This is a genomic window from Shewanella sp. 4_MG-2023, from assembly GCF_030548015.1.
GTDB lineage: Bacteria > Pseudomonadota > Gammaproteobacteria > Enterobacterales > Shewanellaceae > Shewanella.
On the sequence record NZ_JAUORL010000044.1, the window covers coordinates 1 to 14,320 of the forward strand.

11 protein-coding genes are annotated in these 14,320 nt (G+C 40.0%); 7 read left to right on the forward strand and 4 right to left on the reverse strand.

Annotated elements, in window-relative coordinates:
* Positions 1 to 110 precede the first annotated feature (110 nt).
* Positions 111 to 3,008 (reverse strand): hypothetical protein, encoded by a 2,898-nt coding sequence (locus Q4546_RS17770; RefSeq protein ID WP_303446749.1) that lies wholly within the window; start codon positions 3,006 to 3,008, stop codon positions 111 to 113.
* A gap of 222 nt (positions 3,009 to 3,230) precedes the next feature.
* Between Q4546_RS17770 and Q4546_RS17775 the strand changes: the two genes are divergently transcribed.
* The 4 genes from Q4546_RS17775 to Q4546_RS17790 all read left to right on the forward strand — a co-directional run bounded on the left by Q4546_RS17775 (position 3,231) and on the right by Q4546_RS17790 (position 7,424).
* Positions 3,231 to 4,541 carry a dicarboxylate/amino acid:cation symporter gene (locus Q4546_RS17775; RefSeq protein ID WP_102439770.1) on the forward strand — a complete coding sequence of 437 codons (1,311 nt, stop codon included), beginning with the start codon at positions 3,231 to 3,233 and terminating at the stop codon, positions 4,539 to 4,541.
* A gap of 96 nt (positions 4,542 to 4,637) precedes the next feature.
* Positions 4,638 to 5,312, forward strand: a complete 675-nt coding sequence (locus Q4546_RS17780) for a LysE family transporter (protein WP_303446751.1) — start codon at positions 4,638 to 4,640, stop codon at positions 5,310 to 5,312.
* A 94-nt stretch (positions 5,313 to 5,406) separates the two neighbouring features.
* On the forward strand, positions 5,407 to 6,081 hold the full coding sequence (locus Q4546_RS17785; RefSeq protein WP_102439768.1) for a response regulator: 675 nt from the start codon (positions 5,407 to 5,409) through the stop codon (positions 6,079 to 6,081).
* The gene (locus Q4546_RS17790) at positions 6,072 to 7,424 is read left to right on the forward strand and encodes an ATP-binding protein (protein WP_102476124.1); all 1,353 of its coding nucleotides are present in this window, start codon (positions 6,072 to 6,074) and stop codon (positions 7,422 to 7,424) included. Before Q4546_RS17785 ends, Q4546_RS17790 begins: the two co-directional genes overlap by 10 nt.
* 3 nt (positions 7,425 to 7,427) lie before the next feature.
* Here the strand turns inward: Q4546_RS17790 and Q4546_RS17795 are convergent, their stop codons facing one another.
* Positions 7,428 to 8,126, reverse strand: coding sequence for a 2OG-Fe(II) oxygenase (locus Q4546_RS17795; protein WP_102531529.1), 699 nt, complete (start codon positions 8,124 to 8,126; stop codon positions 7,428 to 7,430).
* Between the two features lie 123 nt (positions 8,127 to 8,249).
* Between Q4546_RS17795 and Q4546_RS17800 the strand changes: the two genes are divergently transcribed.
* Positions 8,250 to 9,512 carry a DUF3391 domain-containing protein gene (locus Q4546_RS17800; protein ID WP_102439765.1) on the forward strand — a complete coding sequence of 421 codons (1,263 nt, stop codon included), beginning with the start codon at positions 8,250 to 8,252 and terminating at the stop codon, positions 9,510 to 9,512.
* A gap of 101 nt (positions 9,513 to 9,613) precedes the next feature.
* Here the strand turns inward: Q4546_RS17800 and corA are convergent, their stop codons facing one another.
* Both corA and yejK read right to left on the reverse strand, forming a co-directional pair.
* Positions 9,614 to 10,561, reverse strand: a complete 948-nt coding sequence (gene corA, locus Q4546_RS17805; RefSeq protein ID WP_102439764.1) for a magnesium/cobalt transporter CorA — start codon at positions 10,559 to 10,561, stop codon at positions 9,614 to 9,616.
* Between the two features lie 200 nt (positions 10,562 to 10,761).
* Positions 10,762 to 11,790, reverse strand: a complete 1,029-nt coding sequence (gene yejK / locus Q4546_RS17810) for a nucleoid-associated protein YejK (RefSeq protein ID WP_102439763.1) — start codon at positions 11,788 to 11,790, stop codon at positions 10,762 to 10,764.
* 265 nt (positions 11,791 to 12,055) lie between these two features.
* On the opposite strand from yejK, the gene Q4546_RS17815 reads away from it, so the two are divergent.
* Both Q4546_RS17815 and Q4546_RS17820 read left to right on the forward strand, forming a co-directional pair.
* Positions 12,056 to 12,274, forward strand: a complete 219-nt coding sequence (locus Q4546_RS17815) for a YejL family protein (RefSeq protein ID WP_076536859.1) — start codon at positions 12,056 to 12,058, stop codon at positions 12,272 to 12,274.
* A 76-nt stretch (positions 12,275 to 12,350) separates the two neighbouring features.
* Complete coding sequence (locus tag Q4546_RS17820) at positions 12,351 to 14,141, forward strand: DUF3413 domain-containing protein (RefSeq protein ID WP_303446753.1); 1,791 nt, start codon at positions 12,351 to 12,353, stop codon at positions 14,139 to 14,141.
* The last annotated feature ends 179 nt before the right edge of the window (positions 14,142 to 14,320 follow it).

Sequence of the window (14,320 nt, forward strand, 5' to 3'; positions counted from 1 at the left end):
AGAGTGCTGAAGTGTTCGAAGGACCGATACCCCATAAAAAAGAAAGCCGTTCACGTTAAGTGAACGGCATTACGCCTGAGCGCCCTTTTTCAATTATTAACTCTATTTATTTATAGAATACTAATTGGGATAGTAATAACTTCTGTAACTGTTCCACCTGGAGTTTCTACTTTAACAGAGAACACTCCATTATTCGGCTCATCTTCACCTTTCAATAACACTGCAAATGAACGGCCACCATTATGATTAGAACTTGGCCAAATATATTGAGAGGTACTAGTTACTGAACCTGCAGATGCCGCAAATGTCACAATACTACCAGCGGGTAACTGCTGATTATGTAAATCAGAAAGTGTGAAATAGACTGCTGCAGAGCCTTTGCCAATAATTTGAATTGGGAAACTAACTAAATCCCCAGTTAAATCATAATAAGCAGCAAAGTGTCTTCTGCCTAATACTGCAGGATCACCCGCATCATCAACACCAATCACTTCATCCTCAACAACAATCTCAGTCGGTAGTGTTGCCACTGCAGTGCTACCCGACATCACCATTACAATACTGCGGCGAACAAATAATGATTTTTCTTCATTGATACCGTCAGCACAACCATCATGAGCCGGTTCAGAACAAAGTACGCCATTGTATAAGCCATCAGCTTTGTCAAAAACAGTATTAACATTGAAGTCGATTAACTCTTCAAGAGAGCCACCATCAAGTCCTTTTAAAGCATCCTCTGCTTGAGGGTTAAAAACAGTATCCTCATTGTAGTCATTAAAGGCATCGTCTAAATCAAACTTTTGACCTGTAACATCTTTACCATTTAAAAACTCATTGTATTCATCTGCATCAAAACGGCCATTACCATTTAAGTCTGGGAAAGACTCTTCACCAATTGCCGTTGCTGTAATCGTTGCACGTCCACCATATGGCTGACCATAATAATTACCATAAACGATGTTTGCTTCTGCACAAGTAGGATCTTCTGTTTTATCAGCTAATTTATAACATTTAAGTGATGCTTGAGGACTGATAGTTTGATTCCCTAAAGCATCGGTAAATGTATTACCTTCTGGTCGAGGAAGTTGCGACGTCCATATGACTGAACATACGCCATTCAATGTTTGACATGCATCTTCAATCGCACCGCCTTCAGTGGTAAAAGATACTGTCGTCCCATCAGGAACTGGGTTATTAAATGCATCTGCCATGCGTGCAGTAACAACAACTTCGGTTCCTTCTTGATCCCAACCTTCTGCATTATATAATTCAGCAGAAAGCGAGAAACTATCTTGATCAGGAATACCCGTAGATACGATAAGCTGACTTGATTGACTTGAAATGACAGGGCTAGAGCCTTGCACAGTTCCGGTCACACGCACAGATGTCGCTACTGTACCTGTAGTAACAACAGTTTGCACAATACCTTCATTGTTAGTCGTTGCAGTAATCGGGTCGATTGAAATACCACCCGCTATGGTATTCAATGAAAAATCTACTGCTTGGTTAGCAACAACATTACTGTTTTTATCTAACACGCGGAATTTAACTACTGATGATTCGATTCCACCAGTACCCAATATACCTATATTTTCAGGCTGTGCTTCAACAAATACAATACTACCGATATCTGCTTGTAAAATGTTTAAAGTTGCCACCGCAGATAAGCTAATGCCACCCGCGTTTGCAGTGACATTAATTTGATCTTCACCCACACAACCTTGAGCAAGATAGGTTGATGTAGCAACCCCATTTGACGAGGACACTGGTGAGCTAAGTTCGGCTTGAGCTGGAGATTTTGTCGCACAGGTTGAAGAGAAGTTAACATCAATAGGTTGGGTAAATGGATTACCATCTTCATCTTGAATAAGAACAGTTACTGTTGCCGTGCCACCTGCAGTTAATTCTGCAGTACTGACTTGTGCCACACCTTTTTCAAAAGGTGTACCGCTACCCATTTCAACATTGGTTGCACCAACCACAACGATGGTTTCACCTTTTTCACCACTTGATAATGAAGCCGTCACCAATCCTGCACCCAGAGAGCTTCCTGCATAAATATCTACTGATGCTTTCCCTTCATCATTAGTAACAGCCGAAGTAATCGGTAAATCACCAATTTCAGATGAAAAAGAAACGATAGTAGGTTTATTAATGCCAGTAATTGTTGCAACTAAGATGCCTGGAGATAAAGTACTTATAGTATCAACAGCTTCACCGGCAGAATCAAATAATTGTAAGGTTACCTGAGCACCACCACCTGCTTCGCCACCATCACCAAGCATTGTAAAAGCTTTACTGTCTGTTTCACCTGACTCTATTGATGCAGATACTGAACCAGAGCCTGCTATCTCAGCTGAATAAAGTGTTATGGTTGCGATACCATCAGAATCTGTCACTGCTGATGCAGTCGCGTTATCAAACGTACCTAGATTTGAATCATTTAGTGCAAAAGTAACCAATTCACCAGCAAGTACACCATCAATGGAATTTGAAACTAACGCTGTAAGAGTTGAGCCATCAATTGCCGATATAACTTGGTTCGATAAAGCTAACTCTACAGTGGTAATATCAACTCCGCCGCCGCCGTTGCCATCACCGACCATAGTAAAAGCAACAGAATCACTTTCACCACTATCAATAGATGCTGTCACAGTTCCAGAACCGGCAATATCAGCAGAGAAAAGCGTGATTGTTGCCACACCTTCAGAATTAGTCACTGCTGTAGCAGTTTCGTTATTGAAAGTTCCAAGCTCGGCATTATTTAATGCAAAAGTAACCAAAGTACCTGAAACGGCACCAGTGGACGAGTTAATCACAGTTGCTGTTAATTCAGCACCGGCAGTTGCATCTACATCTTGTGTGGAAATAGTTAATCCGACATCTATTGTGACAGGATCAGGATCCGTTCCTCCGCTACCATCATCGGAAATGCTTCCACCACCACTACAAGCAAATAGAAATATTGAACTTAAAAGCGCTAAAAATAGTCTTTGTGCTGACCTCATTGTCAGTCTCCCTGTTACATTAAACTCGTACTTATGAATTATAATAGTTACTTAGTAAGCGATATCAAACAAAAATATTGCAACTTTCTCTTTACTCTACTGTTTTTTTCCACATTTATCCTCAAAAACTTTAACTTTTACCCCGTTTCATAAGATTTCGTTTCCTGATAGGCTTAAAAATGTAAAAAATATACTTATAAAAATGATGGGAAGGATGTAGTTTTGATTAATAAAAGTAAGCTTGGTTTAACAAGCAAAATACTAATAGGTATGGCAGCGGGTATTATTCTTGGATTAATTCTAAGAAATGTGTTCCCCGATAGTTTATTCGTAAAAGATTATATTACTGAAGGTATCTTGCACGTTGTTGGAACCATCTTCATTTCAAGTTTAAAAATGTTAGTGGTTCCGCTAGTGTTCGTATCACTGGTTTGTGGTACCTGTTCATTGAGTGACCCGTCCAAATTAGGCCGACTTGGTGGTAAAACCATTGCGTTTTACATGTTCACCACCGCGATTGCTTTAACGGTCGCAATTTCAATGGCCATTCTCGTTCACCCTGGTAACGCATCACTGGCAACCTCTGCGATGGAGTTCAGCGCTAAAGATGCCCCTAGCCTTGCTGAAGTCGTGATTAATATCGTACCAACAAACCCAATTGAAGCCATGAGCCAAGGCAACATGCTGCAAATCATTATTTTTGCAGTCATCTTTGGTTTTGCAATTTCACACATTGGCGAGCGCGGCGCACGTGTATCGGCATTATTTAATGATTTAAATGAAGTCATCATGCGCGTGGTTACTTTAATCATGCAACTTGCGCCTTATGGTGTATTTGCGCTGATGGCAAAACTAAGCTTAACCCTAGGTTTAGAAACATTCGGTAGCGTAGTTCAATACTTCTTCTTAGTAATTTTTGTATTACTTCTGCAAGCACTGGTTGTTTACCCTACGTTACTCAAGGCATTCTCAGGTTTAAGCCCATTAATGTTCTTACGTAAAATCCGTGATGTGCAATTATTTGCTTTCAGTACTGCAAGTTCAAATGCAACCTTACCTGTTACCATCGAGACGTGTGAACACCGTTTAGGTGCTGATAATAAAGTCGCTTCATTCACCTTACCCCTAGGCGCTACCATCAATATGGATGGCACCGCTATTATGCAAGGTGTGGCAACGGTATTTATTGCCCAAGTATTTGGTATTGAACTGAGCCTAATGGATTATGTAACAGTGGTTGTTACTGCGACATTGGCATCCATTGGTACTGCTGGCGTTCCTGGCGTTGGCTTAATCATGCTCGCCATGGTGCTCAACCAAGTCGGCCTTCCTGTAGAAGGTATTGCATTGATTATCGGTGTTGATCGTCTACTTGATATGATCCGTACCGCGGTTAACGTAACGGGTGACTCAGTCGCAACTATCGTCATTGCCAAATCTGAAGGTGAGTTCAATGAAGCTGTATTCAATGATTCACAAGCGGGTAAAGTAAGTGCGAGCTTTGAAGATCAAGTTAAAAACGTCAAAGCGTAAAATACATTAGCATTAAATATTTAGGCGCCATGTTATGGCGCCTTTTTTATTTGTGTTATAACCTAACTAATCAGATGCTTAACTCATGAGATTAAAATGGATTTTACCCTGCTTTCAACCCTTGCCGTTATTCACTCTTTAGCATTAATTAGCCCAGGGCCTGATTTCGCTATTATTGTAAAAACAGCCACACAACAAACTCGCAGCACTGCAATCATGTGCGCGGTAGGAATAAGTGCCGCGATATTGGTGCACAGTTTGCTATCACTTTTAGGGATAAGCATCATGATCCAGCAATCTGCAATGGCTTACATAGTGGTGCAAATTATTGGGGTGAGTTACTTGGCATGGATGGGTTATGGCGCTTTAGCGGGCTCATATCGGGCATATACACAAACTCAAGCATCATCTGATGAAACTGAAATCAATGGCCGTCTCCCTCACCAAGGCACTATGTCTGCTTTAAAAGGCTTTCAAATTGGCCTTTATACTAATTTGCTTAACCCTAAAGCGTTAATATTCTTTATCACCATTTTTACCGTACTGGTGACACCACAGGTCACTATAGAAACGAAATTTGCGTCAGCTAGCTTATTATTTGGCTTATCTATCATTTGGTTTTGCTTTCTCGCCATCATATTAACCAACCCCAACATTCAACACAAAATGGCTAAAGGCAATAATATAATTAATATCATTACCGGTATTATTTTCCTTGGCGTCGCTATTACCATTGCAATGTCATTAATATCCACGCACCTGTTGAACTAGAGGTTAACAATTCAAAATAAAATGCCTCTGTGTCAGCTACAGTTAAGTATTAGGCTGATAATATCTAACGATTAACAATGTAAGAGTATTTCCTATGAGAATTTTGGTAATCGAAGACGATCCGATTTTATCGCACCATCTAAATGTGCAGTTATCTGAATTAGGCAATCAAGTCCAAGTGGCTTTGACGGCTAAAGAAGGCTTTTATCAAGCAACTAACTACCCTATTGATATTGCCATCGTTGACCTTGGCCTGCCCGATAAAGATGGCATGACATTGATTTCTGAAATTCGAAATGCAGGCGTCAAAGCTCCTATTCTCATCTTAACCGCGAGAGTTAACTGGCAAGATAAAGTAGAAGGCCTTAATGCCGGTGCAGATGACTACCTGGTAAAACCATTTCAAAAAGAAGAGTTAGTCGCTCGCCTCGACGCTCTTGTGCGCCGTAGTGCAGGCTTTGTTAAATCGACCATCAGCTCAGGTGCTCTGCAGCTTGATTTAGCCGCTAAACAAGTCTCATTAAATGATGAGCCAATGGAAGTCACCGCCTTTGAATATTTAATTTTGGAATATTTAATGCGTCATTGCCATGAAGTCGTTGCCAAGCAACGCTTACTTGATGTGATTTATGGTGATAAAGAAGGTGACCCTAATACTATCGAGGTAATGGTAAGCCGTATCAGAAAAAAATTGACTAAAGGCGCTATTGAAAACCCCATCGCAACAATACGCGGTCAAGGATATAAATTTAACTTACCATGCAGCTAAGATTTAAACCCAAAAAGCGTCTGCTCACGAGGATGTTAATCACATCCTTAGCGATTATTGCACTTGTTGGTTTTGCCCTAGCTTGGTCATTGACCATTTTACACGCCCAAAATAGCTACAATGTCGAAACTTCGCAACTAATCGCTGAAATGCCTCAAATTGCAGCCGAATTAAGAGAGCACGACTTAATTCCGAAAAATAACAATTGGCTACAAGAAAATAATAGGCAGAAACGCTATATTATGGCCAGTTGTGGGGATAATTATCGCCAAATTTGGACCTCTACACTGGCAAAAGAAAACGGCATCAATGACATTTGTAGCCGATTTAAAACCATTGCCGATACATCCCCGCCCTATTATCTGACCACGGCAAATAATAAGTCTTATTTTGCCTATCAATTACCGGTTGAATTGAATCAACAGCAATACAACATGATAGTGCTCAAAGATGCAAAAACCGTTGAAAGAGACTTCAAACGCTTTAAACGTTTAACTTATCTGCGACTGGCCGTTGTACTAGGTTTAGCCTTCATACTACTGATCAGTGCAGCCTATTGGGGCATGCACCCAATGATAACCCTTAAACAAGAACTACAAGCAATCACTAAGGGAAAAAAACAAACACTATCAAGTGATTACCCACAAGAATTAAAAGGCGTTACTCAAGCGTTAAATCAATTATTAGTCCAATCTAGCGAACAGCAAACTCGCTATCAAAATGCCATGAATGATTTAGCCCACAGTCTAAAAACCCGCTTAGCTGCGGTTCACGCCATTACTGACGACCAGCAGTTAAGTAAGGCTGATGCGAGCGAAAAAATCATGCAGCAAGTAGGACAAATGGATCAACTCGTAAAATATCAACTCAAAAGAGCCTTAGTGGGCCGACAAGGACTAATACAGGAGCAAACGCCCGTGTTACCCATGGTTGAGCAGTTATCACAAATGTTATTCAAGATTTATCATGAAAAGTCAGTGCAGTTTAGTAGTGATATTAATTCTGATATTAGCTTTCCAGTCAATAAAGGTGATTTGATGGAACTGTGCGGTAATTTAATGGAAAATGCCTTTAGATTGTGTATCAGTCAGGTCAAGGTTACAGCCTTTATTGATGACGATGGCAGCACTGTGTTAATCGTAGAGGATGATGGCCCTGGCGTTGAAGATGCACTCAAAACGCGCATCATTCAGCGTGGTGTGCGCGCTGACACCCAATCCCCCGGTCAAGGCATTGGACTTGCAGTGTGTCATGAAATTGTCAGCAGTTATCACGGCACCTTATCAATTACAGAAAGTCAGTTACAAGGGGCAAAATTCACTATTAAGATCCCCAATCAATGAGCATCACTTCGCTTGCGCGGTATAAAGTTGCTCAGCGCGATTGAACATTATCCATGAGGTGGCAATATATTTATCATCACTGATAGGGATATTGCCCCTATGGGTGTGGGTAAAGCCTGCGGGGGCAATCACCATAGTACCTTTTGTAGGCTTAATGACTTTATTTTGATAATAAAACTCAGTTTCACCGCCTTGCTCAACATCATTAAGGTAATACATATAAAGTAATACCCTATGCAAGGCTTCATGGGAACCAGACTGCGGAAAGTGTTCTGAATGCCAATGAGGGTAACCACCTAAACTTTGCTGATATTTTTGCACATTAACCGTACCACTGCGGTATAAATATTGCGTTATCGCTTTGGCTTTATTCGCCCCTAGGTCAGAAAAGTTATCAGGATTTAGCGTAACAGCTTCACCTTTATCATTGGCGATGGTGACAGATACCGCACCCATGAGTGCCATAGGGTACTGGCTGAAATAGTTTGCCGCATGGGTTAATGTTAACTGTAATAACTCATTTTTAAGCTGGGTTAAGTTATTGTGCAAGTCTAAGGTTAAATCTAAACTGCGTTTTTTATTCCTATCGACACCCTGTCCTGTCTTTCCTTCAGTCACTCCAGAGTGATTATCAAAAGCATTTCGTAACCTGTCGCACAAATCATCACTAATAGCATTGGGTATAACGTCAATAAAATCCATAATCTATAGGCACTTTTTAATATTGTAATGATATTATGCTGCCACGGAATGTTTTGCACTGCAAAGTGCATCCACATAACCGCTATAAATAAAACAATAAATCAGGTGATACTCTTTTAATCTATGAACAAAAACATAAAAATTTCAATTAATCAGCTTCAGGTAGGTCATTTCATTCGACTACCTATTTCATGGAAAGATCACCCATTTTTATTTAGTAATTTCAAACTAAAATCCCAGTCACAAATTGAATTACTTAAAAGCCTCAATATTAACGATATTTATTATGACGCCGAGCGCAGTGATTTAGGGTTAATTGACTTAAAACCCTCAGCGAATAAAAACGCTAGTACAGTGGTTGATCCTGAGGAGCTAAAACAGATTAAAGCTAAAATGGAATCTTACAAACAGATTCAAATCGATGCCCAAAAAAAGTTACGCCGCAATTTGAAAAAAACCGAACAGCAATTTGAGCGTTCTATCGCCATGATGCGCTCAAGCGTATCAAAGCTTGGCAGTCGCCCTTTAAATTCGGTCAGTGATGCAAAAGAAATGATCACAGACATGACCAATATGCTATTGAGTTCTGATGATTTGGTGCTGCATTTAATGACTGATGCAAAGCCCAATGATGTCATTTTCCATCATTCACTCAATGTGTCGACAATGTGTATGATGCTGGCTAAAAACTTAAACTGGCCTCGTGATGAAATTGAACTTATAGGCCTTGGTGCGTTATTTCATGATCTGGGGAAACTAAAAATCCCCAGTAATATTTTGAGCAAACAATTGCCGCTAACGACGCCGGAAAAGAACTTATTAAAACAGCATTCTTTGATGAGCCTCAACTTTTTAAAATTAGCTGACAGCTTTCCTGAACAGGCTAAACCCATGATTACTAATCATCATGAGTACCTTGACGGCTCTGGCTACCCCAAAGGCCTAAAAGGCGATCAGTTAGACAAATACTCGCAACTAATAAGTGTTATTAATGAGTACGATAACTTGTGTAACGGTACTAAGTTATCAAAACCTAAAACCCCTTATGCTTCTTTGGGGCTACTTTACAAAAATTATAAAAGTAAACTTAACCCTGAGTACGTTGGTAAGCTCATCAAAACTATCGGTGTTTATCCACCGGGCAGCCTCATCGAGCTTTCAAGTGGTCAATTTGGCATGGTAATGTCAGTAAATTTAAACAAGATATTATTTCCGCAAATTATGCTCTACGACCCTATCGTACCAAAAGAGCAAGCACCAATTATTGATTTAGAAAAAGAAGACATCAGCATTGTGCGCTGTTTGCCAGCTTCTGCATTACCCGAAAAAATCTTCAAGTACCTAAGCCCAAGAGAAAACATAAGTTATGCCATTGGCAATGCATAATCGAATAGCTAAGTTTGCGTTTTAACATCAGCATCGACCCAACAAAAAAAGCCATTAACGGTTGCGTTAATGGCTTTAAAGTCATCAGCTTTATAAAAGCGCTATAGCCAGCCTTTACGTTTAAAGAAGAAATACGTACCTGCGGCGCTCGCGAGCATCATTCCTATGGCCATGGGATAACCAAAACGCCAATCTAGTTCAGGCATATTGGTAAAGTTCATTCCATAACTACTGGCAATAACCGTTGGCGGTAAAAACACTACTGCTGCAACCGAAAATATTTTAATAATTTTAGTCTGTTGTATACCACTAAAGCCCATCGCCGCATCCAGCAAAAAGTTTAACTTATCAAAAATAAATTGGCTGTGGGGCATCAATGACTCAATATCAGATAGCATTTCACGCAAATCTTTAATATTTTCTTCAGATAAATGTTCGCGATAATAACGTTGGATATAACGTAAAGACCGCTGAGTATCGAGCAAACTTAAGCGAATTTTACCATTTGAATCTTCTTGTAAGGTAATGAGTTTAAACACATCATCTAATTCTTGGTCTTCGAACACTTGCTCGCCGACACTTTCAAGCACTGAATATACATCTTCAATTAAATCAGACAGGTAATCGACTTTAAGGGTGAAAAGTTCCAGCATTAACCCCTGAGGAGAGCTGACATCTAAGCGACCTAAGCGTAAGTAGTTACGCAGCAAGCGAATTAAACCGATATCCTCTTCACGTATCGTCAGCAAAAAATCCTTACGTAAATTGAAAGAAACGTTAATGCCTCTAACGTCTGATCCTACACGTTGGGGGAATAATGAATTGATGTGTAAGCCATCTTTACTTTGGAAAAAACGAGCTGATGCTTCAATCTCATTGATGTCTTCTTCTTCGGGTACTTCTTCTACCGAAAACCGACTTAGCCATTCCCTTTCATCATCATTGGGTTTAAACATATCTAACCACAATGTTCGATCGGGAATACTGTCTCGAACATTTAATTCGTGAACAGTTAACTTGCGATTTTCATAAACATAGGCAGTAATCATGTATCCCCCAATGTGGTCGATTTCTCGTCCACTGACAATAGGTTAAGTTTGCTGGCTAGTGTACTAAAAAGAACACACATTGCCATGATAAAAATGTAAAAATAGCCAAATCCCCTAAATAATGTGCTGAAATCGTTAAATCTTTAAATTAAGTGCAAAAAAAAGTGCCCATTTGGACACTTTAATTGTAAATCGTTGCTTTATTCACCTTTTAGGCGACGGTCTAATTGATCTTTTAAATTTGCAGGCACGCCTTTAATCAAAATCGTGTCCGAAATAGGATCATAGATAACTCGCTCACCTAAATGGCCGCCATCAAAACTTAATGTTACCCCGCCACCGGTACCTGAAAACTTCTTCAAGGTACGTAAACTGGCCTTATCTGCTGGAAACTCTTCATCAAGTTCATAAGATCCACCGCAGGCAAAGTCATAAAACGAATCCATACCAGAGTCGGCAAGTTCATCCGCTAAATCTTTGACTTCAATATCAGCGCCTTCATCAGCTCTTTCTGAACAATACTCGAATACCTTGTCGCGGCACTGTTGACGTTCATCTTTGGTTAATTCGCTGCTAGCTACGAAATCTTCAACTGCATGCATAAGGGTTTTATTTTGCGCTTTCGTATTTACCCCTTCAACACAGCCCATAAAATCAAGGAAGAAGTCTGCCACTTTTCGGCCCGCGCGGCCTCTGACAAATGAAATATATTTACGTGAAGCTTTGTCTGCTTGCCATTCGGTTAAATCAATTCTGGCGGCAAGTTGGACATTAGTTAAATCAAGATGATTATTTTGCGACAACTCCATATCATCAAGTACCGTCATTGAAGGCTTGGCATTAAGCAAGGCGACAAACAAATAATCGCTAGTCATGTTGGTATAGCAAGACATTAATAAAAAACCGCCTTGGCTAAAATCATATTTAGCGAGTTCTTCTTGTAAAAGCTTACTGGCAGCACTGCTAAACTCAACAAAGCCTAATTCACCACTGCGGTATTCACTTAATGCATCAGAAAAAGCGGGGTTTGCTTCGCCATCTTCGCCGTGGGTTCCAAAAAAGCCAAAACCTTTACCCGCTTTACCGGTATAGGTTTGGTGTAATTCTTCTAACATCGCTTCTACGGCGCTGCTATTTAATAGTGGCTGAGGTCTTAAACGACAACTTAGTTGCCCCTGACTATCTTGAGAAATTTCATGGATAATTGCTTGTTCGATATTAATGCTCATAAGCCCTAACTGATCTTTGTGATGGAAGCGAAATAGCGGTAGATATCATAACAGACCGTGTTCAAAAATCTAAAAATAAAACCGTCAAATTACGTCAAATGCATCTCCTGACATCCAAGGGTTAAACTGATGTTCTGTCCGCTTTAGAAAACACCAGCTATAAACCCCATAATCACTAACACCCAGCAACAGAAACTTGCAGCGTATCAGCTTTAAATCCGATATAATCACGTGCTAATTCATTACTTTTTGAACGATTTCGAATATGGCTATCCAATCTAAATACACCAACACCCAAGTTGAAGCATTAATTTCTGAGCTATTAGCAGTGCTGAATAAGCATCAAGCGCCTACAGATTTAAGCTTGATGGTGCTAGGTAACTGCGTTTCTCACTTATTGGAAAACAAGGTACCCAGTGAATCTCGTCAAGCAGTAGCAGAGCAATTCGCTAAAGCCTTGGCTCAATCTGTAAAAACCAGTTAAGTATCATTAAAAGGCATTTAAATTAATCAATTATCCTGTTATTTTTGATTAATACGAATTAGGAAAACGATACCGCATGGTTGAGCGCAAAAAACAAATGACCCGTGACAAAGTGTCACGTCTTGTTAACTGGGGCCACTGGTTTGCCTTCTTTAATGGCTTGTTAGCCATTATTGTGGGAACGCGATACCTCAGTAGTGTGGGTTACCCTGAAACCCTCATAGGTTGGGGTTACTTAGCCATTAGCAGTATTGGTCATTTTAGCTTTTTGGCTTTTATTGTTTACGTCGTTTTTCTTTTTCCTGCCACATTATTACTACCTTATTCAAAAATCCTACGGGGTTATGCTGCCTTAATCGCAACCCTCGGCTTATGTATTTTACTTTATGACACCGTAATATTTGATGATTATGGTATTCACTTAAGTCCATTCGCTTTTGACTTAGCCTGGTCAGATCTCAATGCCCTATTAGGTAACACCTCTTATATTGCTACTCCTATCGGCATTATTTTAATTGAGCTCACAGCCGCGAATTTTCTGTGGAAACGAATTGAAAAAATAGAGAAAAAGCAGTTAGGTAATAAAGTCATAGCCTTTATCGGTATTTGTTTTGTCAGTAGTCATGTTATCCATATTTGGGCAGATGCTAATGATGTCACTCAAATTACCCGTTTTGATGACACCATGCCATTGTCTTATCCGGCAACGGCACGTTCATTTATGGAAAGTCATGGTATTGAAGGCACCACTGCGCCAGATAAGACCTATCAAACAAAATCAAAACAACTGAATTACCCAATAGCTGCGCTGCAATGCAAAGCGCAAAAACAACAAAATATCCTAATCGTCTCGGTTGACGGTTTAAGAGCTGATATGGTGAACTCGGCAACAATGCCGTTTTTCAGCCAGTATCAGCTGCAAAATAAGCAATTCACTGAACACTTTAGTGGTGGCAACCAATTTAATACCGGTATGTTTGCCTTACTTTATGGCTTACAAGGGAGCTATAGTGATAAAAAAGCGTTCGAGCATACTGCGCCAGTATTAACCCAAGTATTGTCAGAACAAGGCTATCATCAAGCGGTATTTATGCCCCAAGACAATGCCGACGAATTAGCCAACCATGCCATTTTTGACGGTATGGATATGCACCTAAGCCATAGCGATATTGGCAGCGCGCAAACCGACATCAAAAATACTGAGCTATTTATTCAATGGCAAGCTCAGCAAGCCTCACCGTGGTTTTCATTGGTAAACTTATCTGCCACTAAGCACTATGACACCCCAATTGGCTTTTTAGGCATTGAAACTGTTAAGCCCCATCTAAGCTTAAAACCTGCTGAAAAAGTGCTATATAACCAATACAGGCAGTCGCTATTCTTTATCGATCAGCAAATACAACAACTGCTTACTAACCTTGATGATCAAACCTTAGTCATTGTCACCGGTACCCATGGGCAAATTTTCAGTAGTAATCCTCGTGAAGTTAATCAGGATCTTTCACCTGATAATGTCAAAGTGCCCTTTGTCATGCATTGGCCTAAAACAACCTCTGATACCGTAAATTATCGTACTAGCCACTATGGCGTAGTACCGACAATCATGGGGCAAGCACTGCATTGTAATAACCCGATCACCGATTACAGCTCTGGATACAACCTATTACAACCCAGTGAGAAGAGCTGGGTCTATATCGGTGATAGCAGCACCTTTGCAATATACCAACAAGATGAGATTACGGTTCTAGGCAGACATGGAAAATATCGAATTTATGATATCGACTACAAAAAACGTCTTAAGCGAAAACTCAGTGCTCCTGAGCTAATTCAGGTCATGCGCGAAGGTCGAAGGCTTTACAATAAATAACCATTGAACCGTGGTTGATGCTATTTAACTCAATCTCGGTTTAATCGTCAGAAAATATTGCCTATTTTCCAAGCAAAAGATAACTAAAGATGTAAAAGCCACAAAGCAAATGCCTGTTTATTAATCATTTAAATTCAATTTTGCATTTTATTGTTGCGGCGCAAATACCTTCTAGGTAA

Excerpts from the sequence above, each read along its gene's own strand:
- Q4546_RS17790 (WP_102476124.1), top strand. The coding sequence starts at position 6,072 with ATGCAGCTAAGATTTAAACCCAAAAAGCGTCTGCTCACGAGGATGTTA.
- Q4546_RS17800 (WP_102439765.1), top strand. The coding sequence starts at position 8,250 with ATGAACAAAAACATAAAAATTTCAATTAATCAGCTTCAGGTAGGTCAT.
- Q4546_RS17785 (WP_102439768.1), top strand. The coding sequence starts at position 5,407 with ATGAGAATTTTGGTAATCGAAGACGATCCGATTTTATCGCACCATCTA.
- Q4546_RS17795 (WP_102531529.1), bottom strand. The coding sequence starts at position 8,126 with ATGGATTTTATTGACGTTATACCCAATGCTATTAGTGATGATTTGTGC.
- Q4546_RS17820 (WP_303446753.1), top strand. The coding sequence starts at position 12,351 with ATGGTTGAGCGCAAAAAACAAATGACCCGTGACAAAGTGTCACGTCTT.
- Q4546_RS17780 (WP_303446751.1), top strand. The coding sequence starts at position 4,638 with ATGGATTTTACCCTGCTTTCAACCCTTGCCGTTATTCACTCTTTAGCA.
- Q4546_RS17815 (WP_076536859.1), top strand. The coding sequence starts at position 12,056 with ATGGCTATCCAATCTAAATACACCAACACCCAAGTTGAAGCATTAATT.
- Q4546_RS17770 (WP_303446749.1), bottom strand. The coding sequence starts at position 3,008 with ATGAGGTCAGCACAAAGACTATTTTTAGCGCTTTTAAGTTCAATATTT.
- yejK (WP_102439763.1), bottom strand. The coding sequence starts at position 11,790 with ATGAGCATTAATATCGAACAAGCAATTATCCATGAAATTTCTCAAGAT.
- corA (WP_102439764.1), bottom strand. The coding sequence starts at position 10,561 with ATGATTACTGCCTATGTTTATGAAAATCGCAAGTTAACTGTTCACGAA.